Source organism: Komagataeibacter sp. FXV3, assembly GCF_015155755.1.
Taxonomy (GTDB): domain Bacteria; phylum Pseudomonadota; class Alphaproteobacteria; order Acetobacterales; family Acetobacteraceae; genus Komagataeibacter.
The window spans coordinates 1-22,161 of sequence record NZ_VWPI01000092.1 but is presented as its reverse complement, the minus strand read 5'-3'; the positions used below and the strand labels follow the sequence as shown (position 1 = coordinate 22,161).

The following is a 22,161-nucleotide window of genomic DNA, read 5'->3' as shown; positions in this document are numbered from 1 at the left end:
GGGTGGGGGTATCGGGATTGCCCATGCCCAGATCAATAATATCCTCCCCCCGCGCTCGGGCCTGGGCCTTGGCCTTGTTGACTTCAGCGAAGACATAGGGCGGCAGACGGCGGATACGGTGGAATTCTTCGGTCATGGGACGCTCTGTTACGGGCGCGCGGCAATTCGTGCGCCGGGTTGGAAAAATGGCGGGCCACCCGTTGGGGGTGGGCACCACACTCTAGCGCACGATGGCAATTCTTGCACCATTGCCAAAGGCATGGGCGTGTACCGCAATGCGGTTGGCTGGTACGCCACGGGCGCGCAGCATGTTGGTCAGGGTGCGGGTGCGCAGTATGGCAAGGTTGAGGGCCGCGGTCTGCCCTTCCGCCGAGGCGGTGGCGGCATTGCCATAGCCATTCACGATCACAAAACGGTTGCCGCGCTGTTTTACCACATTGCCGACCACATCTTCCTCGCCATCCTCGATCTGGTCCGACCCGGGCAGGAAGCGCACCTGATCCCCGTCATCAGGTGTCGCGAGGTGATATGTCGGCAGGTCCATGCCGTCCCGCGCGGCATTGTCAGGCAGGCTGATCCCGCCCACCGAGGGCAGTTCCGGCGGCCCATCGGCAATGGCTGGCAGGTTGGCGGGTATCGCCTCGGGGGTGTCGGATACCGTTTCCGTAACTGCGGGCATGACCAGTTGGCCCGTGGCGTCCCGCACGGGTTCGGCCTGATGGGACATGCCGCGTTCGGATTTCGGCCTGGCGCCGCCCGTTGCCTGCCGTCCCGCCTGCGCGCCGTCATCCGCCATCGCGAGGGAGGCGGACTGCCCCCCGCCATTGCCTGCCGGGTGCGAGGGAACGGGGGGAATGTCGGCGGCCGTGGGCATGGTGCCCATGATCGCGTCCTGACGCTGGTTGAGTTCGCGCTGCGCCTCAAGATCGGCGGTGATGTCTTCACGCAGTTCAGGTGAAGGGAGTTCGGGCGTCCTGTCCGGTCCCAGCCCGATCTTGGGATAGGGCTGGTGCGTACCGGGCGGTGGGGGACGCTGCTGGCCGATCACGCCGCCCTGGTAGTTATGGTACCAGTCGGACACGGAATCGACCGTATCCTGATGGTGCGCGCAGCCCGCCATACCCGTGGCAAACAGCGCCAGCAGGACAGCCCGCGCGGTGGCAGGGCGTCTGGATGGCGGAAAAAAAAATCTTCCGGGACTTGGCGATGGTGCCCGCTTTCCCAATCTTAGCTCCCATGGCCTTTTTCGGCCTGCACACGACATGACCGGGGCAAACTAGCCTGCAATGCCGATCTTAGCGAGGGGGATCGCGCACTGGGTCTGTCCCGGCCGGGGTCATTGTGCCCGATTGTCAGGTCGGGACTTGGCACCGGACGCAAGGCAGCGCAGGATAAGGGCATGACCAGGACAGTCCCGGAGAATAGGGAGAACCCGATGAACGGCATGCAGCCGAAACACCGCATCCGCATGGATGAAGAAGATCCCAGGGATCCCGATATCCCCGAGCCCCAGGGCCCGGAAACCGAGGAACCCGACAAGAACCGCACCCTGTCCTCCCCCATAGGGGAACTGGAAAGCCGCCTGTTCGACCAGCGCAAGGTGCTGGTGTTCGGTCCGATCAACGACAAGATCGCCCGTGACGTGACCGGTCGCCTGCTGGCGCTGGCCGGTGCGTCGGACAAGCCGATTGATGTGTACGTGAACTCCCCCGGTGGTCATGTGGAAAGTGGCGACACCATCCATGACATGATCCGCTTTGTCGATTCGGTTGCCCCCATCAACATGATCGGCACAGGCTGGGTCGCATCCGCGGGCGCGCTGATCTTTGCCGCAGGGAACAAGGAACGGCGTTACTGCCTGCCCAACACGCGTTTCCTGCTGCACCAGCCCATGGGCGGCGTGCGGGGGCCCGCGACCGATATCGATATCGAAGCGCGTGAGATCATCAAGATGCGTGAGCGTCTGAACCGCCTGTTCGCGCGTGAAACCGGGCAGCCTTATGAAAAGGTGTGCAAGGATACGGACCGCAATTACTGGATGTCCGCGGCCGAAGCGATCGATTACGGGCTGGTGACGCGCGTGATCGACAAAATCTCTGACCTGCATTGATTTAAGGCAAGGCGGACCGCTTGGCGGGTCCATAATGCTGATGTCGCGTTGTGCGGGGGATGTTTCGGCATTCCCCGCAAATTCCAGATAACAGTTCTGCACTTACTGGTTGGTGTGATATGGACCGCAGCAATCAGGGTGTCAGCTGTTGGGATGAATGCCACATCGGCCGGCGTATCCACGCGACACCGTTCCGAGCAGCGAGCCGACATGACGAAATCACTTTCTGACATCTATACCACTCTGCCCGAAGCCCGCGACCCGGGGGCCGCGACCCCTGATGCCGTGGCAAAGGCTGATTTCAATGCCCGCCACTGGTCCAGCCCGGTGCCGGGACCGCTCACGCCCGGATCGGCGGAGCACAAGCAGGCGGTGGCGGAGATGTTCCGCGACACCTTCAACCCCTACAAGCCATCGGTCATCGAATGGCCCAAGCTGGACAGGGAAACGCTGGAGCGCGTCACTTCCCTGCCGATCTGGGATATTGCCGTGCAGACCGAAGGCAAGGCCCGCCTACGCATGGCAGCCTATGCCCGCCTGATTGACGACCCGGATATGAAGGACGCCCTGTCACGCAACGCGTGGGAGGAAAACCGCCACAAGGAAGTCCTGTCCAAAATGGTGGAAGCCTATGGCATTCCGCTGGCATCCGAACCGCCCTATATCGAACCGCGTGACGTGGAATGGGCCTATCTTGTCACGGGTTTTTCGGAATGCGTGGACAGTTTCTTCGCGTTTGGCCTGTTTGCCATTGCCCAGAAATCCGCCTTCTTCCCCCCCGCGCTGATCGACACGTTCGAACCCGTCATGCAGGAAGAATGCCGCCATATCCTGCTGTTCGCCAACTGGCTGGCGTGGCACCGCGCCACCATGCCGCTGTGGAAGCGCCCGTGGTTCGAAATGCGCGTGATCGGGGTGTGGCTGTTCCTGCTGTATGAACGGCTGGGCATGGTCACGACGTTCGATGCCGAAGGCAACAAGCATGAGCAGGACAACAACTTCACCGTGAATGGCACGAAGGATGTTGCCAATGTCGATGTGCCGCTGCGCGACATGATCGACATCTGCCTGATCGAGAACGAACGCCGCTTCTCCGGCTATGATCCGCGTCTGCTGCGGCCGAAGCTTGCGCCAAACCTTGCGCGTTTCATCCGTTTCTTCCTGCGGCGCACACCCAATTCCGCCAGCCTGGAAAGCCAGCCCGGCGCGGCCTGAGCGTCCACGTTCCACCCGCCCGCAAAACCGGGCGGGTGGGGTCCTGTCCTCAGCCCAGTGTGGGGCCGACCTGCCCTGCGCCGAAATCAAGCTGGCCCAGATAGGCCACGCGGGTTGCGGCCACGATGTCACCAATCCGGCCGCCCTCGATCCGGGCATAGGCGTAGACCTTGCTTTCCTCCTCATCGGAGGAGCCGATTGCAAGCCCCGCGAACTGTGTGCCGCCCTCATCCTTCAACTGCCAGACGTCACCGCGCACGACGGCATCGTATTTGTAGCGGAAACCGGGGACGATCTTCGTCAGCAGCAGCGGCATGACTTCCGTGACATCCAGCGCCGTGCGTACGAAGGCGGTGCAGGCTTCATCCGGCACGAAATAGCCCCTGGCCGCCGCCGTCATCATGATCAGGCCGGGCGTTGTCTTGTCATTGGCCACGACACGGCTGCGAATGACGATCTTCTGGTCATCGCGTGAGACTTCCGATGCAAGCATCACGGTGCCCATCGGTGCCGCCAGCAGGTCGGGTACGACGGTCATCTGGGTCAGGGGAAGGGTGGCGAGCGTGGTCATCTCTCATTCTCCAGCAGGCAATGTGTCGGTAACGCCATGGGTGGGCCGTGTATGGCGTTACGTTTCATGAGAACCATACGCCCGTTCACGTGTTTTGGGATGCATGGCACACGCGCGTCATATGCGTGGCAGAAATGTCCCGATCAGGCCGTATGCGCAATACTATTGGCGCTGCGGGGTACATGCCCCATGTAGACAGCATGAACGTCATGCAGGCCAATGGCGTGACGCATAACAGGAGGAAGAGCCGGATGTCGGGTTATATCAGGAAGGGGCTGGCGGCCCTGACGGTGGGGATAATGGTGGCGGCCGGTCATGGCGGCATTGCGCACGCGCGCAGCCATTCTGACGGTAACGGCAATAGTGTAGGCAGCTATACACCGGGTGAATCGGAAGCGAATAATGCATCGGCCGGAATAACGGGCGACTACAGCGCGCCGGAAACCGGTTCGGGTGGTGGTGTGCCGCAGTTCCGTAATGATGGTGAGGAATCCGACCAGATGACGGGCGCCATGATGATGCCTGGCAGCGCATCCTCCAGCGAAGCCCCCGGCATGACCGATGGCGGTTATTCCAACATGCATATCGGTGGGGAAGACAGTTCGATGCTTCCCGGTGTTGACTGACACGACCGTCATGCCTCCTGGCATTTTTTCTACGGCTACCAGACCAGACAGGTGATCGGTATGGCAGCATATTCATCCGCCACGTCACATATGCCCCGGCGGTATAGCTGGGAAACCCGCTGGCTGCACTGGATTACTGCCGTACTGGTGGTGGAGCAGTTCGTGGTGGGACAGGTGGCGTGGCACCTGATGGACCGTACCGCACCCATGCGGGCATTTCTGGCGGTTACCCATACGTCACTGGGCGTGCTGCTGGCTGCCGTGTTCGTGACCCGCATGGCATGGGCGGTCACCGGGGGGCGGGCAATCCGTTTCCCCGTTGTAACATTTCAGGACCGTGTCGCACGCAGCGTGCATCGCCTGCTTTATCTGCTGCTAGGCGGGGAAATCGTGTTCGGTTACATGGCGCGCTGGACAACAGGACGGCCTGTGATCGCATTTGGTGTCCCGATCAATTCGCCTTTTCCGGAATTGATGGGCGGAACACATTCGTTTTTTTCATCATTACATCACTGGAATGCGTGGTTACTGTTCTGTCTGGCATGCTTTCATGCCGGTGCGGGCTTTTATCATCTGCTGGGTATCCGGGATCAGGTTTTTCAGCGCATGCTGCCATGATGGCGGCATGCGGGACCTGATGGGAGCGCTGTCATTGGCAATTCTGGCTGTAACAAACTGAAACATCACTGAAGATAGGTATAATTTAGGAATTAAAACCTATTATCGTGTGTTCATCTGTCATTCCTTTGCTATTTCCTTATGAATATTGGTGTAGTTTTCTGCCAGGCATGATGTAGAAGCCCGGACGGATGGATACAGGATTTCCGTGGGATATTTGTTGTTGCATTTTTCACGGATCTTTACTAACATCCGGTTAATCATAATAAATACATAAAATAAATATCTGATAATTTGTTAAGTGCCCCTGTTGTAGGCGTTTGATACTGCCTGGTTTTTCGTATTACCCAACGCGGTAGCGGATTTTACCCGAAATCTGGTGATGACTGGATGGTATTGATCGTTCAAAAATGGAATCAATGAGCAATCATATCTATGAGCTGAGGGTTTATAACCCCTTTCTGCTGTCTGGTGCATTGGTCGTTTGTGTGCTGGGTGCGTGGATTACCATGCGACTGGTTGCCCGCGTGTCCGACACCCGCGGCAGGCAACGTGTCGGCTGGTGTTTTCTGAGCGCCATGGCAGGTGCCAGTTTTGTCTGGTGCACGCATTTTGCGGCCATGCTGGCCTATCATGCCGGTGCCGATGTGCATCTCGACCCCCTGCTGACCATCCTGTCCCTGCTGGCCATGTTCGTGGCCATGCCCTTTGCGGTCATGACGGCGGTCAGGCTGTACGGACGCGGTGGCTGCGTGCTGGGCGGGATCATCCTTGGGCTTGGTATCGCCAGCATGCATTACATCGGCATGGCGGCGTACCAGATTGATGCCCCCGTGGTCTGGAACCTGCCGCTGGCGATCGTGTCGATCCTGATCGGTATTGGCCTGTCCGCCACGGCCCTGCGCCTGGCATTGCGCCCGGCCACCCTGCGGCGTGAGATCGAAATGACGCTGGCCATGGTGGGTGCGGTGGCCGGGTTGCATTTTACCGGCATGGCGGCCATGCATATCCATATGCATCCGCACATGCAGGCCCTGCATGACAATGAACAGTTCCAGGCCATTGGCTTCGCGGTCATTGCCGGTTCGATGCTGATGATCGTCGCCGGTATCGCCTGCTTTGTCATTGATGGCAGCGTGCGGCAGGAATCGTATGACGAACTGCACCGCATGGCCATGTCCGATGCATTGACCGGCCTGCCCAACCGCATAAGCTTCAATGAACGCCTGAACCAGGAAGTCGCAATGGCTGACCAGAATGGCGAACAGTTTGCGGTCATCGGTATCGACCTGAACAAATTCAAGGAAATCAACGATACGCGCGGCCATGCCGCAGGTGATGTCGTGCTGACCACACTGGCTGAACGCTTCAGCGCGCTGCTGGGACAGGGTGAGTTCGTGGCCCGTCTGGGGGGGGATGAATTCATCGCCATCCACCGCACGTCGGATCAGGCGGAACTGCATGATTTCGTAAACCGTATCCAGCAGGCGCTGAACCAGCCCATTCCCATTGATGATTACATGGTCACCAGCGGCGGCAGCATCGGGGTTGCGGTCTATCCTGTTGACGCGACCGACAGTGAAACCCTGATTTCACGCGCCGACCTTGCCATGTATCGCGCCAAGACCGACCTGCAGCATACGATCTGGTATTATGAAAGTTCGCTGGACCAGAACGTGCGTGAACGCCGCGCGATGGGTGATGACCTGCGTGCCGCCATGACCAATGGCCAGCTTTCGCTGTTTTTCCAGGTGCAGACTGTCGTCGCCACTGGCGAGGTTTCGGGATATGAAGCCCTGCTGCGGTGGGAACATCCGGTACGTGGCAGCGTGCCTCCCACGGAAATCCTCGACATTGCCTATGAAAACGGCCTGATTATCGAACTGGGTGAATGGGTGCTGGACCAGGCATGCCAGGCTGCGGCAGGCTGGGACGGAAATGTGCGTGTCGCGGTCAACATGTCCGCATCACAGTTCCTGCTGCCGCGCTTTGCCGATACGGTTCAGGCTGTCCTGGCACGCAGTGGCCTGCCTGCGGGTCGCCTTGTCATCGAGATTACCGAGGCCACGATACAGCGTGACCGCCCGCGTGCGCTGGCCATGGCCCGCAAGGTGCATGCGCTTGGGGTCAGGCTTGCGCTGGACGAGTTTGGTGGCCCGAAATCGGTTCTGTCCATGCTGCGCGAATTCCCCTTTGACAAGATCAAGATCGACCGCACCCTCATGCAGCAGGTGGGCACGGATCCGGCCATGGCTGAACTGGTCCGCTCCGTCATGATCGCGGGGCATGCGCTGGATGTCTCGGTCCTGGCGCAGGGGATCGAAACGCCGGGCCAGCTTGCGCTGCTTTCGTCCGAGGGATGTGACGAGGGGCAGGGCTACCTGCTTGGCCGTCCGGCCCATGTCCCCATGGCGGCAAACGCCCCGGCGCCTGCAGCCCCCACCATGTCACAGACGTTTGCCGCGACACCCATGCGTGCGGCGTGCGCCCCGTCCTTCTATCCAGCAGCGTGATATCCGCCAGAATATCCTTAATGAAACAGTGTGAGAAAGTAATGAACCCCCACGAAGCGCCTGCCATGACCGATGACCACAAGCCCGCCACCAAGCTGGACATGACGGCCGATGTCAGTCTCCAGCTACTGGAGCAGGCAACGGATGGCGTCGTGATCATCAATGAGCGTAACGAGGTCGTGTTCTTTAACCCGGCGGCGGAAAAGCTGTGGGGTTTTACCGAGGAAGAAGTGATCGGCCGCAATGTCAGCTGCCTGGTCCCCTCGGTCTATCGCGCCGATCATGACAGCTATATCTACAAGAACCGCAAGACGGGCGTGAACCGCATTGTCGGCACCTCGCGCGAAGTCACGTTCGAGAACAAGGCCGGGGATTACATTTCGGGCGAGATGTCGATCTCGACCGCGCTGCTGGGCCCGGAAAAGAAGCGCTACTACATGGCCTTCATGAAGGGCGTTACGGAGGAAAGCCACCGCCGCAAGCTACTGGACCTGCAGAATACGGTGTTCCAGGCCATTTCCAACGACATGCAGGTGGAGGACGTGGCCGACCTCGTCTGCCGTGAAGTGGAAAGCTTTGTTCCCAACACGGTGTCCGCCATCATCCTGCTGGATGAAAACAACCGCCTGAGCATCCTGTCCGGTCCCGGCCTGCCGCGTCGTTATGCCGCGGCCCTTGAAAACATGGTCCTGACCGAAGGCGATCTTGCCGCCCTGGGCAATGACCTGTCCGAAGCCAACAGCATCGTATGGGACAGCTATCGCTCGCTTGGGATCTCGCTGGGGCTGCATAACTGCTGGGCTTCGGCCATCAAGTCGCGCAACGGGCGGATTTCGGGCATTTTCGCGCTGTATTCGCGCAATCAGTACAAGCTGAGCGACTGGCCGCAGAAAATCGTCACCGGCTGCGTGCCGTTCTGTAGCGTCGTGATCGAGAATTATGAGGCCCAGCAGCATATCTCGCAGCTTGCCAATCATGATTCCCTGACCGGGTTCCTGAACCGGACCGCCATCCACAAGATCATCAAGTCGATGATCGACCGGCCGGGTGACAACCAGTTCGCGGTCTTCATGATCGACGTGGACCGTTTCCGCGACATCAATGACACCCTTGGCCACCAGAATGGCGATTCCTTTCTCAAGGCAATTGCCGAGCGGCTGAAGGGCATGTCACGCAGCAACTATATCCTCAGCCGTTCGGGCGGGGACGAGTTCGTCATCGTCATGCCCGACAGTGATGAGGAAAAGGCATCGTCCTTTGCCGAAAGCCTGATCAGGGCCATGCAGGAACCCATCGAGATCGCGGGCAACCTGCTGGTCGTGTCGCTTGGTATCGGGATCAGCATCTTTCCTGAAAACGGGCCGGATGGTGAATCCCTGCTGGGCCATGCCGAAATCGCCATGCGCCGGTGCAAGAAGGAAGCGCGCGGCGGCTTCTGTGTATCCAGCACGGCGGATAACCGAGCGGCACAGGACCGGCTGCTGCTGGGTTCGGCGCTGCGTGAATCGCTGGCCAAGGGCATGCTCAACCTGCATTACCAGCCGCAGGTCGATATCAAGACGGGCAAGCTGTATGGCGTGGAAGCCCTGTCGCGGTGGAAGCATCCGACTCTGGGCAATATCTATCCCTCCCGCTTCATCGCGGTGGCGGAAGATACCGGGCAGATCGAGACGATCGGCACATGGTCGCTGGAAGAGGCGACGCGCCAGATCATCGACTGGGAACGTCAGGGGCTGCATGTCCCCACGGTTTCGGTCAACCTGTCGGCGGCACATTTCCGCAACCGGGGCCTGCCCGGGCTGATCGAGCGTATCCTCAGGGAGCGAAAGCTCTCGCCTGAGCGTCTGTGTGTTGAAATCACGGAAAGCGTCATGATGGATGAAAACGAGGACACGATGGAGGGACTGGCCGCCATCCGTAACCTTGGTGTCGGACTGTCGATGGATGATTTCGGCACGGGATATTCCTCGCTGTCACGGCTGACGCGCCTGCCGCTGACGGAAATCAAGATCGACCGCAGCTTCATCATGAACCTTGAACACGACCCCAATGCACAGGCCGTGACCACGGCGGTGATCGGGATCGGCAACCGACTGGACATGACCGTCGTGACCGAAGGGGTCGAGACGGAAGCCCAGCTCAGGCTGCTGCGGGGACTGAACTGTGATGTCGTGCAGGGTTACCTGTTCGCCCGTCCCATGGCGCCCGCAGACATGCTGAAGTGGGCGCAAGGCCCCGACATGGCGCGTGTGTCCAGCATGGCGCGTGAAGTCCTGAACGAAGGTGAACAGAAAAAGTAGGTCCCCGGGCAGTCCGTAACCGCCCACCCGTCCTGGTGCCTGCCTGGAAACAGGCATTTATAATTTTGGATTACCATGAAAACCGAGAACCCCAAGCCGTCCCCAGCTGTCGATACCATTCCGGACATCAGCTTTGAGCTGCTGCATCAGGCCCGTGACGGGATGGTCATCATCGATGATCATAACATGATCCTGTATGCCAACCCGGCGGCTGAAACGCTGTGGGGATATGATCCCGGCACGCTGGCGGGCAGGCCCGTGGGTGAACTTCTGGCCACGTCGGTCGGAAACAGCAGCCTGCCGTTTTCTGAGGAGGCACCGGCGCTGGAACCGGTCGCGGGTGATGTCACGTTCGAAAACCGCAGCGGGGACTACATTTCCGCCGCGGTGAGCCTGACGGCGGCACGGCTGATGGGGAAGGGTGGACGCACCTATCGCCTGATGATGGTGCATGGCATTACCGGCGCGGGCCATCGCAACCGGGTGATGGAACTGCAGAACACGGTTTTCCGCTCCCTTTCCAGCGAGATCCAGATCCAGGACGTGGCCGACATGGTCTGCCGCGAGGTGGAGGTCCTGGTTCCCAACACCGTTGCCGTACTGATCCAGCTTGATGAGCAGAACCGCCTGCGCATCCTGTCCGGTCCGGGCATGCCGCGCCGTTTTGCCGCCGCCCTGGAGGAAATGCGCCTGACGGATGCGGATATCGCAGCCCTGGCCAATGATCTGGGTGAGGCCACCACCATTGTGTGGGACAGCTACCGTTCCGTCGGGATTTCGCTTGGGTTGCATCATTGCTGGGCATCGGCCATCCGTACCCGCAACGGACGCATTATCGGCATTTTCGCGCTGTATTCGCGTTCCGAGCGTAATCGCAGCGAATGGCCATCCCATATCGTCAGCAGTTGCGTGCCGTTCTGTGGCGTGCTGATCGAACAGCACGAGGCCCGCCAGCATATCTCGCAGCTGTCGAACTATGACCCGCTGACCGGTTTCCTGAACCGCACGGCAGTGCACAAGGTGATCCGGTCCCTGATCGGCCAGCCGGGTGACAACCACTTCGCACTGTACATGATCGATATCGACCGCTTCCGTGATATCAATGATGCGCTGGGCCATATCAATGGCGATGGATTCCTGAGGTCCGTTTCCGAGCGGCTGAAGGGTATTTCACGCAGCAATTATATTCTCAGCCGTTCCGGTTCGAACGAATTCCTGATCATTGTGCCGAATACAAGTCAGGAAGACGCGCTGAAATTTGCCGACAGGCTGCATGAATGCGTCAAGCAGCCGATCGAGATCGGCGGCAACATGATCGTGCCGACCCTGGGTATCGGTATCAGCCTGTTCCCCGAAAACGGGCCGGATGGGGAATCCCTGCTCAGCTATGCCGAACAGGCGATGCGTCATGCCAAGCGTTCGGGTCTGGGCATGACTCACCTTGCGCGTTCGGAAGACAACAAGGCGGCGCAGGACCGGCTGTTGCTGGGTTCGGCGCTGCGTGAATCACTGGCGCAGGGCCTGCTCAACCTGCATTACCAGCCCCAGATCGATGTGCGGAACAACACGCTGTATGGTGTGGAAGCGCTGTCGCGGTGGAACCATCCGACACTGGGCAACATCTATCCCTCGCGCTTCATTGCCGTGGCCGAGGAAACCGGGCAGATCGAAGCCATTGGGACATGGTCGCTGGAGCGCGCGGTGCAGCAGATCCTGGAATGGGACGCGCATGGCATTTACGTGCCGACGGTGGCGGTCAACCTGTCGGCGGGGCATTTCCGTAACCGTAACCTGCCCGGTTTCATTGCGCGCCTGCTTAGCGACAGCAAGCTGGAGCCGCATCGCCTGACGGTCGAAATTACCGAAAGCGTCATGATGACGGAAAACGAGGATACGAACATGGTCCTGCAGGCCATTCGTAACCTTGGCGTCGCCCTGTCGATGGATGATTTCGGCACGGGGTATTCTTCGCTCTCACGGCTGACGCGCCTGCCGCTGACGGAAATCAAGATCGACCGCAGCTTCATCATGAATCTGGAACACGACGCCAATGCACAGGCCGTGACCACGGCGGTGATCGGGATTGGCGGCCGCCTGGGCATGACGGTGGTGACCGAAGGGGTCGAGACCGTGCGCCAGCTTGACCTACTGTGTCGGCTTGGCTGCGACGTGGTGCAGGGCTACCTGTTTGCCCGTCCCATGACACCACAGAAGCTGGAGGAATGGATCAGGGATGGCGGCCTGCAGGCCGTCCTGAAGCAGGCGGAGGAAGAACGCGCCGCCCCTTCCACCACCTGACGCTTTCCCGTCATATCTTCAATGTGACTGCGACACCCCGGCCAGCAAGGACCGGGGTGTTTCGTTATGGGGGATGGTTTGCATGCTACCGGGCGCGTGCCATACATCGGGTCAGGACGTGGCGGGCACAGGCGTGGCCCGGCGCGTATTTCCCGCCCGCGCTGCCGACCTGCGGGCAATGGCCACAGGATAGTCCCATGACCTTACCCGTTTTTGATCTTTGTCTGAAAAATGGCAGCGTTGTGCTGCCTGATGCTACCGTCGTGACCGATATATACGTGCGTGACGGGCGGATTGCCCGGATCGGGGGGCAGGGGGATGCCGGTCGCATCATTGACTGTACCGGCCTGACGATCCTGCCCGGCGTGATCGATACGCAGGTCCATTTCCGTGAACCGGGCCTGACCGGGGCGGAGGACCTGGCCACCGGCAGCATGGCCGCCGTAATGGGGGGCGTGACCGCCGTGTTCGAAATGCCCAATACCAAACCCCCCACCGACCGGCCCGAAGCCGTTGTGGACAAGCTGGAACGCGCGCGCGGGCGCATGTGGTGCGACCATGCCTTCTATGTGGGCGCCACTACGGACAATGCCGACCGGTGCGGTGAACTGGAAATGCTGCCCGGTACGGCTGGGATCAAGATTTTCATGGGATCTTCCACCGGCAGCCTGCTGGTGTCCGATGATGCGGTACTGGAACGTGTGCTGCGTTCGGGCCGCCGCCGTGTCGCCATCCATGCCGAAGACGAGGCACGTCTGCATGAACGCCTGTCAGAACGCAAGGCAGGTGATCCGTCCAGTCACCCCGTCTGGCGTGATGAGGAAACGGCCCTGCGCGCGACACAGCGCATCGTGCGGCTGGCACGGCGTACGGGGCGTCGCATCCATGTGCTGCATGTCACGACGCCCGCGGAACTCGAATTCCTGTCAGGTCACAAGGATATCGCCAGTTGTGAGGTTACACCCCAGCACCTGACCCTGGCGGGTGAGGAAGCCTATGCCGAACTGGGGACGCTGGCGCAGATGAACCCGCCCATCCGTGGCCGTAAATGGCGTGACGGCCTGTGGTACTGGATGGGCCAGGGCGTGCCTGACATCATTGGTTCCGACCATGCCCCCCATACGCTGGAAGCCAAGCAGCGCAGCTATCCCGAAACCCCTTCGGGCATGCCCGGCGTGCAGACGCTGCTGCCGCTCATGCTGGACCATGTGGCGCATGGTCGCCTGTCGCTGCGCCGGGTGGTGGACATGACATCGGCCGGGCCACAGCGTCTGTTCGGTCTGGTGCGCAAGGGGCGCATTGCCGTGGGGTATGATGCCGATTTCTCGGTGGTCGATCTTGCCGCGCGCTGGACGGTTCAGCAGGAATGGCTGGCCTCCAAGTGTGGCTGGTCGCCTTTTGTCGGGCGTGAACTGACGGGCCGTCCTGTCGGCACGATCATTCGTGGCAATGTCGCCATGTGGGAAGGCCAGCTTGCCCCCACGGCCCAGGGCGCACCGCTGCTGTTCGAGGCTACGGATCGTCCGCAATCCGCCTGAAAGGGGTTGAAGGTAGGAAACAGTAAAAATTTTTGGGTGTCGCCTTTTTTCGAAAAGGCGACGTTCTTGTGAAGCTTTTTGCAAAAAGCCTTACCAAAAACTTCTTTATGATTTGCGGGTTGTTTCAGACAGCCTCTTGCCGGCCGCATGGTCCGGCCCGATCCCTTTGGCGTCGTCATCCATCTTTCGACGCCTGGCGGGTCATATGATCCGCGACATGATGATGGCCTGCGCATCGGTCTGACGACGCCTGTGCCACGGCTCGTACCCAGCCAGCAGGATTGGCTGGGTAGGGACCAGCCATGTCAGGGAAAATGGGGTAAGATATCCGACTGGATCATGAACCACAGGCTTATGTGGAATGATACGGACCGGTAGGCTTGATTATATTTTCTGGAAATCAAATGGTGCCCAAGGGCGGGATCGAACCACCGACACTGCGATTTTCAGTCGCATGCTCTACCAACTGAGCTACTTGGGCACCGGGCCGTCTGTCCGGCTATGTCAGGCAGTCAGGACCGCCGTGACGTTGGACAAGCGTTTAACCTACCTCATCATCGGGATCAACCCGTCTTGTGTATTTTTCATCCTCTGCGGATGGAATCTCTGCCGATGGCACCCGGTACTGGCCCGAAAACCAGCGCCCCAGGTCAACATCGGCGCAGCGACGCGAACAGAACGGCCGGTATTGCGGCTTTGCGGGCTGGCCGCAGATGGGGCAGGGGGGAAGGGCGGACGGTTCAGTCATGATCGAATCTCCAGCCATTGGCGGGCAGGCCCTGATCCATGACAGGCTGAAGCACGCGGCCCGTCAGGCGCATGAAATCCTCCATCCAGCCCGGATGGTCCTGCAACAGCGCCATGATGCCATAACCGCATCCCAGCATGACAGGCCGCCCATCAGGCGGCATGCCACGATAGGCCTGCATCTGCCCGCGCAGCGCACGCAGCAGACGTCCTTCGCGCGACTGGAACAGTTCATGCAGCGGCGGGTGCACGCGCGGGCGGACGATTTCCGCCAACCCCAGCGCCGTAAAGCCCAGAAAGCGCGGGCGCAGCGGATCGTCCTTCAGTAACGCTTCGACCGTTTCCGACAGCGCGCGACGCTTGCGTATGGCAAGCCCCGCGACATCGACAATGATCGCACCGGACAGGTTGCGCAGCCGCAACTGGCGCAACAGGTCAGGCAGTGCATCGCGGTTGGCGGCAAACTGTGCTGTCTGCTTGGGGCGGCGGTCCATGCTGGTGGCCCCGCCATCCATGTCGATCGCCACCAGCGCAGGCGTGGGCGTAATGCTGGCCGACATGCCACCGGGCAGGGATATGACGGGGTCTTCCAGTGCATCGACCTGCGCGCGCAGGTCACTGTCAAACGTACAGTTGACGCGTGTCAGGCGTGGATGAAAGACAGCAGGCAGCAATGCGGCAATGGCGGCGTCATCTATGACGATGGGTGCCAGCGGATAATACCGCGCCAGCCGTTCCAGCGGCGTGGGACCACGGCGCAGCAGCTTGGGGTCCGACCCGCCGGGCAGGTCGGATGGCAGGTTGCGCGCGCCCAGACGTACGCCCTTGCCCCCCTGCGCGCTGCGGGTGACGGTCACAAGGACGGTCTGCCCCTGTGTCAGGGGACCAAGCCCTTCCGAATCCGGCAGGAAGCCTGCCTGTTCCAGTCCCGGCAGGGTGATGAACGTGCCGCCGAGTGCCGGGACATGGGCGCTGACGCGGGCGCGATAGATATCGCCAACGCCATCAGCCATGTCAGGTCGCCACAGGGCGAAATCCTGCATGACGCCATTGTCCATTACGGCGATGCGGACTTCTCCGGGGCTGCTGCTGGCGCAGATGCGCACGCTCACCGGAGCCAGTTTCCTTTCTGTCCGCGCAGCATCTGCGCGGTTTCAAACAGCGGCAGGCCGACAATGCCCGTGTAACTGCCCGACATGAAGCGGACGAACGCCGCCGCATGGCCCTGTATGGCATACCCCCCGGCCTTGCCGTTCCAGTCGCCTGCGTCAATCAGCGCATCAATCTGTGCGGATGTCAGGCGGGAAAACGTGACCGTGCTGGCGACCAGCCTGTTACCCGCACGCCCGCCGGGCCATGTGGCGGTAGGCCGGATGGCAACGGCGGTGAATACGGTATGACGCCGTCCGGACAGCAGGTTCAGGCATGCGCGTGCGGTATCCGCATCTTCCGCCTTGGGCAGGATGCGCCGACCAAGGGCCACGACCGTATCAGCCGCGATGACCAGTGCCGGAATATCCAGCGCGCGGGCCACATGTTCGGCCTTTTCCATCGCCAGACGCTGCGCATGGGGGCGCGGCAGTTCGTCACGCCGGGGCGTTTCATCGATATCGGCTGGATGCACCTGATCGGGAACCAGCCCGATCTGGCGCAGGAGCGCGAGCCTGCGGGGGGAAGCCGAGGCAAGGACAAGCTGCGCACCCGTATCCGCCCCGGATGGAGCGGTGTCTGCGGTCATGACCGACAAGGGCGGCTTACTTGAAGCGGAACGTGATGCGACCTTTTGTCAGGTCATAGGGCGTCATTTCCACATTCACGCGGTCGCCCGCCAGCACGCGGATACGGTTCTTGCGCATCTTGCCGCTGGTATGGGCCAGGATGGTATGCTCATTATCCAGTGTCACGCGGAACATGGCATTGGGCAGCAGTTCGGTTACTGTGCCACTGAATTCGATCATGTCTTCTTTAGACATCGTGTCCTTCAATCATCAAAATTGCCGTCGTGCTGCGGGCCCGCAGCGCAATACGGTTGGTTTATGTGGGGATACTCACCGCCGGGGTCAAGTTTCCTTATGCGTGGCCATCAAGGTCGGCCAGCCGGACCGACACGCTCAACGCATGTGCATCAAGGCCTTCGGCCTGTGCCAGGCTGACGGCGGCGGGACCGATTTTGCGCAGCGAATCGGGCTGGGCCTCAATGAACGTGGTGCGCTTGATAAAGTCGAACACCGACAGCCCGGATGAAAAACGCGCCGTGCGGCTGGTGGGCAGCACATGGTTGGGACCACCGACATAATCGCCAATGGCCTCGGGGCAGTACCGACCGACAAAGATGGCGCCAGCATGCCGCACGCGGGCAAATACCGGAGCCGGATCATCGATCATGAGTTCCAGATGTTCAGGCGCTATGGTGTTTACAAGGTCCGCGGCCTCATTCAGGTCACGCACCGTGATGATTGCGCCATGGGTGTCCCAGCTGGTACGGGCGATTTCGGCGCGTGGCAGGGTTTCCAGTTCGGTTGCGACCGCCTGTTCCACCTTCGCCGCCATGTCCGTATCCGGCGTGATCAGGATGGACTGGGCCATGGGGTCGTGTTCCGCCTGCGCCAGCAGGTCGAGTGCGATGGCGCGGGGGTCATTGTTGCCGTCGGCGATCACCGCCACTTCGGACGGCCCGGCAATGCTGTCGATTCCCACCGTGCCAAAGACCTGCCGCTTCGCTTCGGCCACATAGGCATTGCCCGGTCCCACCACGCGGTCCACCGGTGCGATGGTGGCCGTGCCATAGGCCATGGCGCCCACGGCCTGCGCACCGCCTACGCGGTAGATTTCAGTCACACCTGCGCGCCGTGCCGCCGCCAGCACCAGCGGGTTGAGCGCGCCATCGGGCGTGGGCACGCACATGGCGATACGCCCGACCCCCGCCACATGGGCGGGAATGGCGTTCATCAGCACGGAGGATGGATACGCCGCCTTGCCACCCGGCACGTACAGCCCCACCGAGTCCAGCGCCGTCCAGCGCATGCCCAGCGTCACGCCCGCATCATCCACGTAACGCATGTCGGATGGCATCTGCGCCCTGTGGAACGACTCGATCCGCGTGGCGGCGGTTTCCAGCGCATCCAGCAGGTCGGCTGGAACCTGCGCGCAGGCGGCTTCGACTTCCGCTGCCGTGATCCGCAGGGTGGCGGGGGTGACATCTGCCCGGTCGAAACGGTTGGTGAATTCGCACAGCGCGTCATCACCGCGCGCGCGCACGGCAGCCAGGATTTCGGTTACGGGGCCGTCCACGCGGGCGGTGTCGCTGTCACGGTCGGCCAGCAGGCCGGCGAATTCGGCCCTGAAATCAGGTTGGGTGGTATCGAGGCGCTTCATGCCTGCTGGTCCTTGGCTTGTGCGGAACTGGACGCCAGAGCTGTCCGGAAACGGTTGATGATGGCGCTTATGCGCTCGGGCTGGGTTTTCAGCGCCGTGCGGTTCACGATCAGGCGGCTGGTGACATGGGCAATGGTGTGGGTTTCCTCCAGCCCGTTGGCGCGCAAAGTGGACCCCGTATCGACCAGATCCACGATCAGGTGCGACAGGTCCAGCACCGGGGCCAGTTCCATCGCGCCATGCAGATGGACGATGCTGGCGTTGATGCCGCGGGCTGCGAAATGGCGGCGCGTGATGGAGGGATACTTGGTCGCCACCCGCACCTGTGACAGGCGGTTGGGGTTGTCTTCAAGCCCGCTGCGGTCCCGGGGCTGGGCAATGGAAATGCGGCAGCCCCCGATCCCCAGGTCAAGCGGGGCATAGATTTCAGGGTAGTCGAATTCCATCAGCACATCAGCGCCGCATATGCCGATCTGCGCGCCGCCAAAGGCGACGAAGGTCGCCACATCGAACGAGCGCACGCGCACCACGTCAATGTTGGGATCATTGGTTTCAAAGCGCAGCAGGCGGCTTTTCTCGTCATTGAAATCCGGGCCGGGCACAATGCCCGCCATATGCAGAAGCGGCGCCGCGGCTTTGAGGATACGGCCCTTGGGCAGGGCGAGTATCAGCGGGCTATCCGTTTCCGGAACGGCGGTCTGGGCCGGTGACAGGACGGTCAATGCATTCTCCGACATTGAAGGCTGGGGTCACCCCGCACGGTACGGGGTACCCCTGGTGACATGCGCGCATACCACATTGAAGCCTCATGCAGGAAGGGCGCTTTTCTCCGGGCAGGTTACTAACTAACGTGCCTGTGTCAGCGGCGCGATGTCAGGTGTCGTGATGAAGATATTGAACAGGGTGGCGCCATCCATGAAACGGTCACGATCCGGGGTAGGCTTCTAATCGGAAACGCGTTCGATATGCGCGCCGCACTGCGCCAGCTTGCGCTCCACGGCCTCATACCCGCGGTCAAGGTGATAGACGCGGCTCAGGATCGTCTCCCCATGCGCGGCAAGTCCCGCGATGATGAGCGAGAATGACGCCCGCAGGTCCGTCGCCATGACCGGCGCGCCGGAAAGCGAATGCACGCCGCGGATAATGGCCGATGATCCATGTACGTTGATGCGCGCGCCCATGCGGTTGAGTTCGGGCACATGCATGAAGCGGTTTTCGAAAATGGTCTCCGTTACCATCGAAGCCCCTTCGGCCACCGACAGCAGCGCCATGAACTGGGCCTGCATGTCGGTCGGGAAGCCGGGATAGGGTTCGGTCATGATATCGACCCCGCGCAGCGCACCAGTGCGCTGCACGCGCACGGCCCCGTCTTCCTGCACCATTTCCACGCCCGCTTCCTCCAGCGCACGCACCACGGCGCCAAGGTGTTCGACCTGACCACCTACCAGCCGCAGTTCACCACCAGTAATGGCGGCAGCACAGGCATAGGTGCCACATTCGATCCGGTCGGGCATGACGCGGTAATGCGCGCCGTGCAGCCCTTCCACGCCGTCGATGACCAGCTTGCCCGTACCAATGCCGGTAATGCGCGCACCCATGGCGTTGAGGCAGCCGACAAGATCCCCGATCTCGGGCTCACGCGCGGCATTGATGATCTCGGTCCGCCCCTTGGCCAGGGTTGCGGCCATCAGCAGGTTTTCCGTAGCACCCACGGATGCGAATGGCAGGATCACCCGCTCCCCCTTCAGGCCATGGGGGGCTTCGGCATGGATGTAGCCGTTTTCCAGCGTGATCTTTGCCCCCAGCGTTTCCAGCGCCTTGAGGTGCAGGTCAACCGGGCGCGTGCCAATGGCGCAGCCACCGGGCAGAGAGACGCGGGCTTCGCCGCAACGTGCCAGAAGCGGGCCGAGCACAAGAATCGACGCCCGCATCTTGGAGACAATGTTGTAGGGCGCTTCGGTATTGGTGATCTCGCCACCAATCGAAAGCGTGCCGCCGTCCCCGCTGATGTCCTCGACCGTCAGGCCGTGCTGTTCAAGCAGCCTGCGCATGGTGCGGATGTCGGCAATGCGCGGGACATTGTCCAGCACCAGCTTTTCGGAGGTCAGCAACCCCGCCACCAGTAGCTTGAGGGCGGAATTCTTCGCCCCGCCAATGACGATGTCCCCACGCAGCGGGTGGCCGCCGTGAATGATGAAACGGTCCATGATATGCGGTTCCTGCCCTTACATGCGCGGTGGGGCGACGCCGACCTGCCCCATGTATTTGCCCTTGCGGTCGGCGTAGCTGACTTCGCAGGGTGATGCCCCCTGGAAGAACAGGAACTGGCAGATCCCCTCATTGGCGTAGATGCGCGCGGGCAGGGGGGTGGTGTTGCTGATCTCGATCGTGACCTGCCCTTCCCATTCCGGCTCCAGCGGGGTCACGTTCACGATGATGCCGCAGCGCGCATAGGTGGACTTGCCCAGGCAGACCACCAGCGTGTCGCGCGGTATGCGGAAATATTCCACCGTGTGCGCCAGCACGAAGCTGTGCGGCGGAATGGTGCAGCACTCACCCCGACGGGTGACAAAGCTGTTTTCGGCAAAGTTCTTGGGATCGACCACCGCGTTGTCCACGTCGGTGAAAATCTTGAATTCATTGGCGACGCGCGCATCATACCCGTACGACGACAGCCCGAAGGAGATCACGCCCTCGCGGCTCTGCTTTTCCACGAAGGGTTCGATCATGCCATGGTCCGTGGCCATGCGACGAATCCACGTATCGGGCATTATTGGCATGCTGTCCCTTCCTTCGGCATCTGTGGCGCGGCACGCGGGCAACCCGTCGGCCGTGCGCGACCACTAACGAAGTGACCGCCCGATCGCAACTGCAATCACGCTTCGTTGCGGGACGTGTCGCTATTGTCGGGGGTGGAGGCATCATCGGGTGTGGGGGCCGTGCGGGCACGGCTCTGCTGCTTGCGCCGGCGCAGATTGGCGCGCAGCGCCTCGGCCTCACGGGCAAGGCGGTCCTGGCGCGCGGCCTCGGCCCGGTCGGTCAGGCGTGGGGTATCAGGCCGTTCGGTCATGGGGGTATTTTCGTCAGGTTGAAAAAGGAATGCCCGCCATCCGCGCGGATGGCGGGCGGGAAGTCAGGCCGACGTGGCGGGTTCGGCCGGAGTGGGGGGGGCAGGCTGCTTTTCCGCGGTGGCGGCCGGCATGTCCTGCGGAATGCCGCAACGGATCAGCAGTTCACGCAGCGCCTTGACCACGGGGAAGATTTCCACGTTGCGGTCATAGCCCGCCTCGTTCCATGCCGCCTGTTCCAGTTCCACGATTTCCTTGTCTTCAAGGAAGATGCGGTTGGTGAACCAGCCCAGCGCGGGCCAGATCACGTCAATCAGGAGCGGCGTCTGCGGGCGCAGGATGGACAGCAGGCCAAAGGACTGGGTGACACGTTCATCCTTGTCCAACGGCACATAGGCGGCCCACAGGTCCATGATCAGGTCACCGTCCTTGTCGGTGATGCGCAGGGTCTGGTACGGGTATTCCGTGCGGATCGTCACAACTTCCTCAACGGGCTGTTCCTTGCCCTGCAGGTCCTTGTGCTTGCCAAAGATCAGGCGTTCGGCCAGCGGCTGCTGCCCCGCGCAGCGCATGAAGCTGTAACGTGCCTCGATAAAGTCCTCGCCCCTGTCCTGCCCCAGGAAGCGGGCCTTGATCTGGCCCATCTGGCGGCGGTGCAGGAACTGATGGTTCATGTCCATCAGGTTTTCATGCATGAAGGTGTAATGGCAGTTCACCCGTGGGCTGAAATGCTTGGTCTTGTATTTGGGGTTGTCCGTCTGGGCCAGCTTGGGGAAGGGCGTGCTGTCGGCCTTTTCCGGGTCGCCGGGGAACACGAAGATCAGCCCGCCTGCTTCACGCACGGGGAAAGTACGCACGCCGTTGGGCAGCTTGCCCTTGCCAAGGTAGGGCACGTCGATGCAGCGGCCCGAACGGCCAAAGGCCCAGCCATGATAGCAGCAGCGCACGGTCTGGCCGTTCACGGTGCCCTTGCTCAGCGGGACCTGCCGGTGGGGGCAGCGGTCATACAGGGCGAAGACGCTGCCTTCATCGGGGCGGACCAGCACGATGGGAATGCCGGCGTAGCTGACCGCCAGCGTCTTGTCGCGCTTCAGGTCAGCCGACCATGCCACCGGGTACCAGAAATCCGGGTTGGAATTCACCCGGCGCAGGTCGGGGTGGTGGGGGCCGGGCCTGTCTCTT

General features: G+C 61.4%; 20 protein-coding genes, 1 tRNA gene and 1 pseudogene. 8 read left to right on the top strand and 14 right to left on the bottom strand.

What is annotated here, in order from left to right; all coding sequences use genetic code 11:
- Both F1542_RS09025 and F1542_RS09020 read right to left on the bottom strand, forming a co-directional pair.
- Positions 1-136 (bottom strand): annotated as a pseudogene (locus F1542_RS09025) (aminotransferase); the annotation flags it as partial.
- 84 nt (positions 137-220) lie between these two features.
- Positions 221-1,081, bottom strand: coding sequence for a hypothetical protein (locus tag F1542_RS09020; RefSeq protein WP_346011869.1), 861 nt, complete (start codon positions 1,079-1,081; stop codon positions 221-223).
- Positions 1,082-1,435: 354 nt separating this feature from the next.
- On the opposite strand from F1542_RS09020, the gene F1542_RS09015 reads away from it, so the two are divergent.
- Positions 1,436-2,110 (top strand): ATP-dependent Clp protease proteolytic subunit, encoded by a 675-nt coding sequence (locus tag F1542_RS09015; RefSeq protein WP_193732744.1) that lies wholly within the window; start codon positions 1,436-1,438, stop codon positions 2,108-2,110.
- A gap of 210 nt (positions 2,111-2,320) precedes the next feature.
- Positions 2,321-3,325, top strand: coding sequence for a ferritin-like domain-containing protein (locus tag F1542_RS09010; protein ID WP_193732740.1), 1,005 nt, complete (start codon positions 2,321-2,323; stop codon positions 3,323-3,325).
- A 49-nt stretch (positions 3,326-3,374) separates the two neighbouring features.
- Here the strand turns inward: F1542_RS09010 and F1542_RS09005 are convergent, their stop codons facing one another.
- On the bottom strand, positions 3,375-3,896 hold the full coding sequence (locus tag F1542_RS09005) for a hypothetical protein (protein ID WP_193732739.1): 522 nt from the start codon (positions 3,894-3,896) through the stop codon (positions 3,375-3,377).
- Positions 3,897-4,147: 251 nt separating this feature from the next.
- Here F1542_RS09005 and F1542_RS09000 point away from each other — a divergent pair, with 251 nt between their 5' ends.
- The 6 genes from F1542_RS09000 (at position 4,148) to F1542_RS08975 (ending at position 13,789) form a co-directional block, all read left to right on the top strand.
- A complete protein-coding gene (locus F1542_RS09000) occupies positions 4,148-4,522 on the top strand; it encodes a hypothetical protein (RefSeq protein WP_193732743.1) in 375 nt (124 codons plus the stop codon).
- Positions 4,523-4,582: 60 nt separating this feature from the next.
- On the top strand, positions 4,583-5,140 hold the full coding sequence (locus F1542_RS08995) for a cytochrome b (RefSeq protein WP_193732738.1): 558 nt from the start codon (positions 4,583-4,585) through the stop codon (positions 5,138-5,140).
- Between the two features lie 509 nt (positions 5,141-5,649).
- Positions 5,650-7,653, top strand: a complete 2,004-nt coding sequence (locus tag F1542_RS08990; RefSeq protein WP_227672601.1) for a bifunctional diguanylate cyclase/phosphodiesterase — start codon at positions 5,650-5,652, stop codon at positions 7,651-7,653.
- A gap of 41 nt (positions 7,654-7,694) precedes the next feature.
- Complete coding sequence (locus F1542_RS08985) at positions 7,695-9,953, top strand: EAL domain-containing protein (protein ID WP_227672600.1); 2,259 nt, start codon at positions 7,695-7,697, stop codon at positions 9,951-9,953.
- Positions 9,954-10,028: 75 nt separating this feature from the next.
- On the top strand, positions 10,029-12,251 hold the full coding sequence (locus F1542_RS08980; RefSeq protein WP_193732736.1) for an EAL domain-containing protein: 2,223 nt from the start codon (positions 10,029-10,031) through the stop codon (positions 12,249-12,251).
- 197 nt (positions 12,252-12,448) lie between these two features.
- Positions 12,449-13,789, top strand: coding sequence for a dihydroorotase (locus F1542_RS08975; RefSeq protein ID WP_193732735.1), 1,341 nt, complete (start codon positions 12,449-12,451; stop codon positions 13,787-13,789).
- A 405-nt stretch (positions 13,790-14,194) separates the two neighbouring features.
- On the opposite strand, the gene F1542_RS08970 is transcribed toward F1542_RS08975, so the two are convergent.
- The 11 genes from F1542_RS08970 to F1542_RS08920 form a co-directional block, all read right to left on the bottom strand.
- Positions 14,195-14,270, bottom strand: a tRNA-Phe gene (locus F1542_RS08970).
- A 60-nt stretch (positions 14,271-14,330) separates the two neighbouring features.
- Positions 14,331-14,537, bottom strand: a complete 207-nt coding sequence (locus F1542_RS08965) for a DNA gyrase inhibitor YacG (RefSeq protein WP_193732734.1) — start codon at positions 14,535-14,537, stop codon at positions 14,331-14,333.
- The gene (locus F1542_RS08960; RefSeq protein WP_193732733.1) at positions 14,530-15,648 is read right to left on the bottom strand and encodes a ribonuclease E/G; all 1,119 of its coding nucleotides are present in this window, start codon (positions 15,646-15,648) and stop codon (positions 14,530-14,532) included. The genes F1542_RS08965 and F1542_RS08960 overlap by 8 nt, the downstream gene beginning before the upstream one ends.
- Complete coding sequence (locus tag F1542_RS08955) at positions 15,645-16,274, bottom strand: nucleoside triphosphate pyrophosphatase (RefSeq protein ID WP_193732732.1); 630 nt, start codon at positions 16,272-16,274, stop codon at positions 15,645-15,647. The genes F1542_RS08960 and F1542_RS08955 overlap by 4 nt, the downstream gene beginning before the upstream one ends.
- Before the next feature lie 16 nt (positions 16,275-16,290).
- Positions 16,291-16,509: a translation initiation factor IF-1 gene (gene infA, locus F1542_RS08950; protein ID WP_010508114.1), complete on the bottom strand. Its 219-nt coding sequence runs from the start codon at positions 16,507-16,509 to the stop codon at positions 16,291-16,293.
- Positions 16,510-16,606: 97 nt separating this feature from the next.
- Complete coding sequence (gene hisD / locus F1542_RS08945) at positions 16,607-17,911, bottom strand: histidinol dehydrogenase (RefSeq protein WP_193732731.1); 1,305 nt, start codon at positions 17,909-17,911, stop codon at positions 16,607-16,609.
- On the bottom strand, positions 17,908-18,648 hold the full coding sequence (gene hisG / locus F1542_RS08940) for an ATP phosphoribosyltransferase (protein ID WP_193732730.1): 741 nt from the start codon (positions 18,646-18,648) through the stop codon (positions 17,908-17,910). The genes hisD and hisG overlap by 4 nt, the downstream gene beginning before the upstream one ends.
- Positions 18,649-18,855: 207 nt before the next feature.
- A complete protein-coding gene (murA, locus tag F1542_RS08935) occupies positions 18,856-20,118 on the bottom strand; it encodes a UDP-N-acetylglucosamine 1-carboxyvinyltransferase (RefSeq protein ID WP_193732729.1) in 1,263 nt (420 codons plus the stop codon).
- An 18-nt stretch (positions 20,119-20,136) separates the two neighbouring features.
- On the bottom strand, positions 20,137-20,691 hold the full coding sequence (gene dcd / locus F1542_RS08930) for a dCTP deaminase (RefSeq protein WP_193732728.1): 555 nt from the start codon (positions 20,689-20,691) through the stop codon (positions 20,137-20,139).
- A 95-nt stretch (positions 20,692-20,786) separates the two neighbouring features.
- A complete protein-coding gene (locus F1542_RS08925) occupies positions 20,787-20,981 on the bottom strand; it encodes a hypothetical protein (RefSeq protein ID WP_193732727.1) in 195 nt (64 codons plus the stop codon).
- Positions 20,982-21,044: 63 nt separating this feature from the next.
- Positions 21,045-22,161: aromatic ring-hydroxylating dioxygenase subunit alpha (locus F1542_RS08920; protein ID WP_193732726.1), on the bottom strand; the 1,117-nt coding region annotated here is incomplete at its 5' end.

Excerpts from the sequence above, each read along its gene's own strand:
- F1542_RS08955 (WP_193732732.1), bottom strand. The coding sequence starts at position 16,274 with ATGACCGCAGACACCGCTCCATCCGGGGCGGATACGGGTGCGCAGCTT.
- F1542_RS09000 (WP_193732743.1), top strand. The coding sequence starts at position 4,148 with ATGTCGGGTTATATCAGGAAGGGGCTGGCGGCCCTGACGGTGGGGATA.
- F1542_RS08925 (WP_193732727.1), bottom strand. The coding sequence starts at position 20,981 with ATGACCGAACGGCCTGATACCCCACGCCTGACCGACCGGGCCGAGGCC.
- F1542_RS08965 (WP_193732734.1), bottom strand. The coding sequence starts at position 14,537 with ATGACTGAACCGTCCGCCCTTCCCCCCTGCCCCATCTGCGGCCAGCCC.
- dcd (WP_193732728.1), bottom strand. The coding sequence starts at position 20,691 with ATGCCAATAATGCCCGATACGTGGATTCGTCGCATGGCCACGGACCAT.
- murA (WP_193732729.1), bottom strand. The coding sequence starts at position 20,118 with ATGGACCGTTTCATCATTCACGGCGGCCACCCGCTGCGTGGGGACATC.
- F1542_RS09010 (WP_193732740.1), top strand. The coding sequence starts at position 2,321 with ATGACGAAATCACTTTCTGACATCTATACCACTCTGCCCGAAGCCCGC.
- F1542_RS09005 (WP_193732739.1), bottom strand. The coding sequence starts at position 3,896 with ATGACCACGCTCGCCACCCTTCCCCTGACCCAGATGACCGTCGTACCC.
- F1542_RS08990 (WP_227672601.1), top strand. The coding sequence starts at position 5,650 with ATGCGACTGGTTGCCCGCGTGTCCGACACCCGCGGCAGGCAACGTGTC.
- infA (WP_010508114.1), bottom strand. The coding sequence starts at position 16,509 with ATGTCTAAAGAAGACATGATCGAATTCAGTGGCACAGTAACCGAACTG.
- hisG (WP_193732730.1), bottom strand. The coding sequence starts at position 18,648 with ATGTCGGAGAATGCATTGACCGTCCTGTCACCGGCCCAGACCGCCGTT.
- F1542_RS09015 (WP_193732744.1), top strand. The coding sequence starts at position 1,436 with ATGAACGGCATGCAGCCGAAACACCGCATCCGCATGGATGAAGAAGAT.
- hisD (WP_193732731.1), bottom strand. The coding sequence starts at position 17,911 with ATGAAGCGCCTCGATACCACCCAACCTGATTTCAGGGCCGAATTCGCC.
- F1542_RS08995 (WP_193732738.1), top strand. The coding sequence starts at position 4,583 with ATGGCAGCATATTCATCCGCCACGTCACATATGCCCCGGCGGTATAGC.
- F1542_RS08985 (WP_227672600.1), top strand. The coding sequence starts at position 7,695 with ATGAACCCCCACGAAGCGCCTGCCATGACCGATGACCACAAGCCCGCC.
- F1542_RS08975 (WP_193732735.1), top strand. The coding sequence starts at position 12,449 with ATGACCTTACCCGTTTTTGATCTTTGTCTGAAAAATGGCAGCGTTGTG.
- F1542_RS08980 (WP_193732736.1), top strand. The coding sequence starts at position 10,029 with ATGAAAACCGAGAACCCCAAGCCGTCCCCAGCTGTCGATACCATTCCG.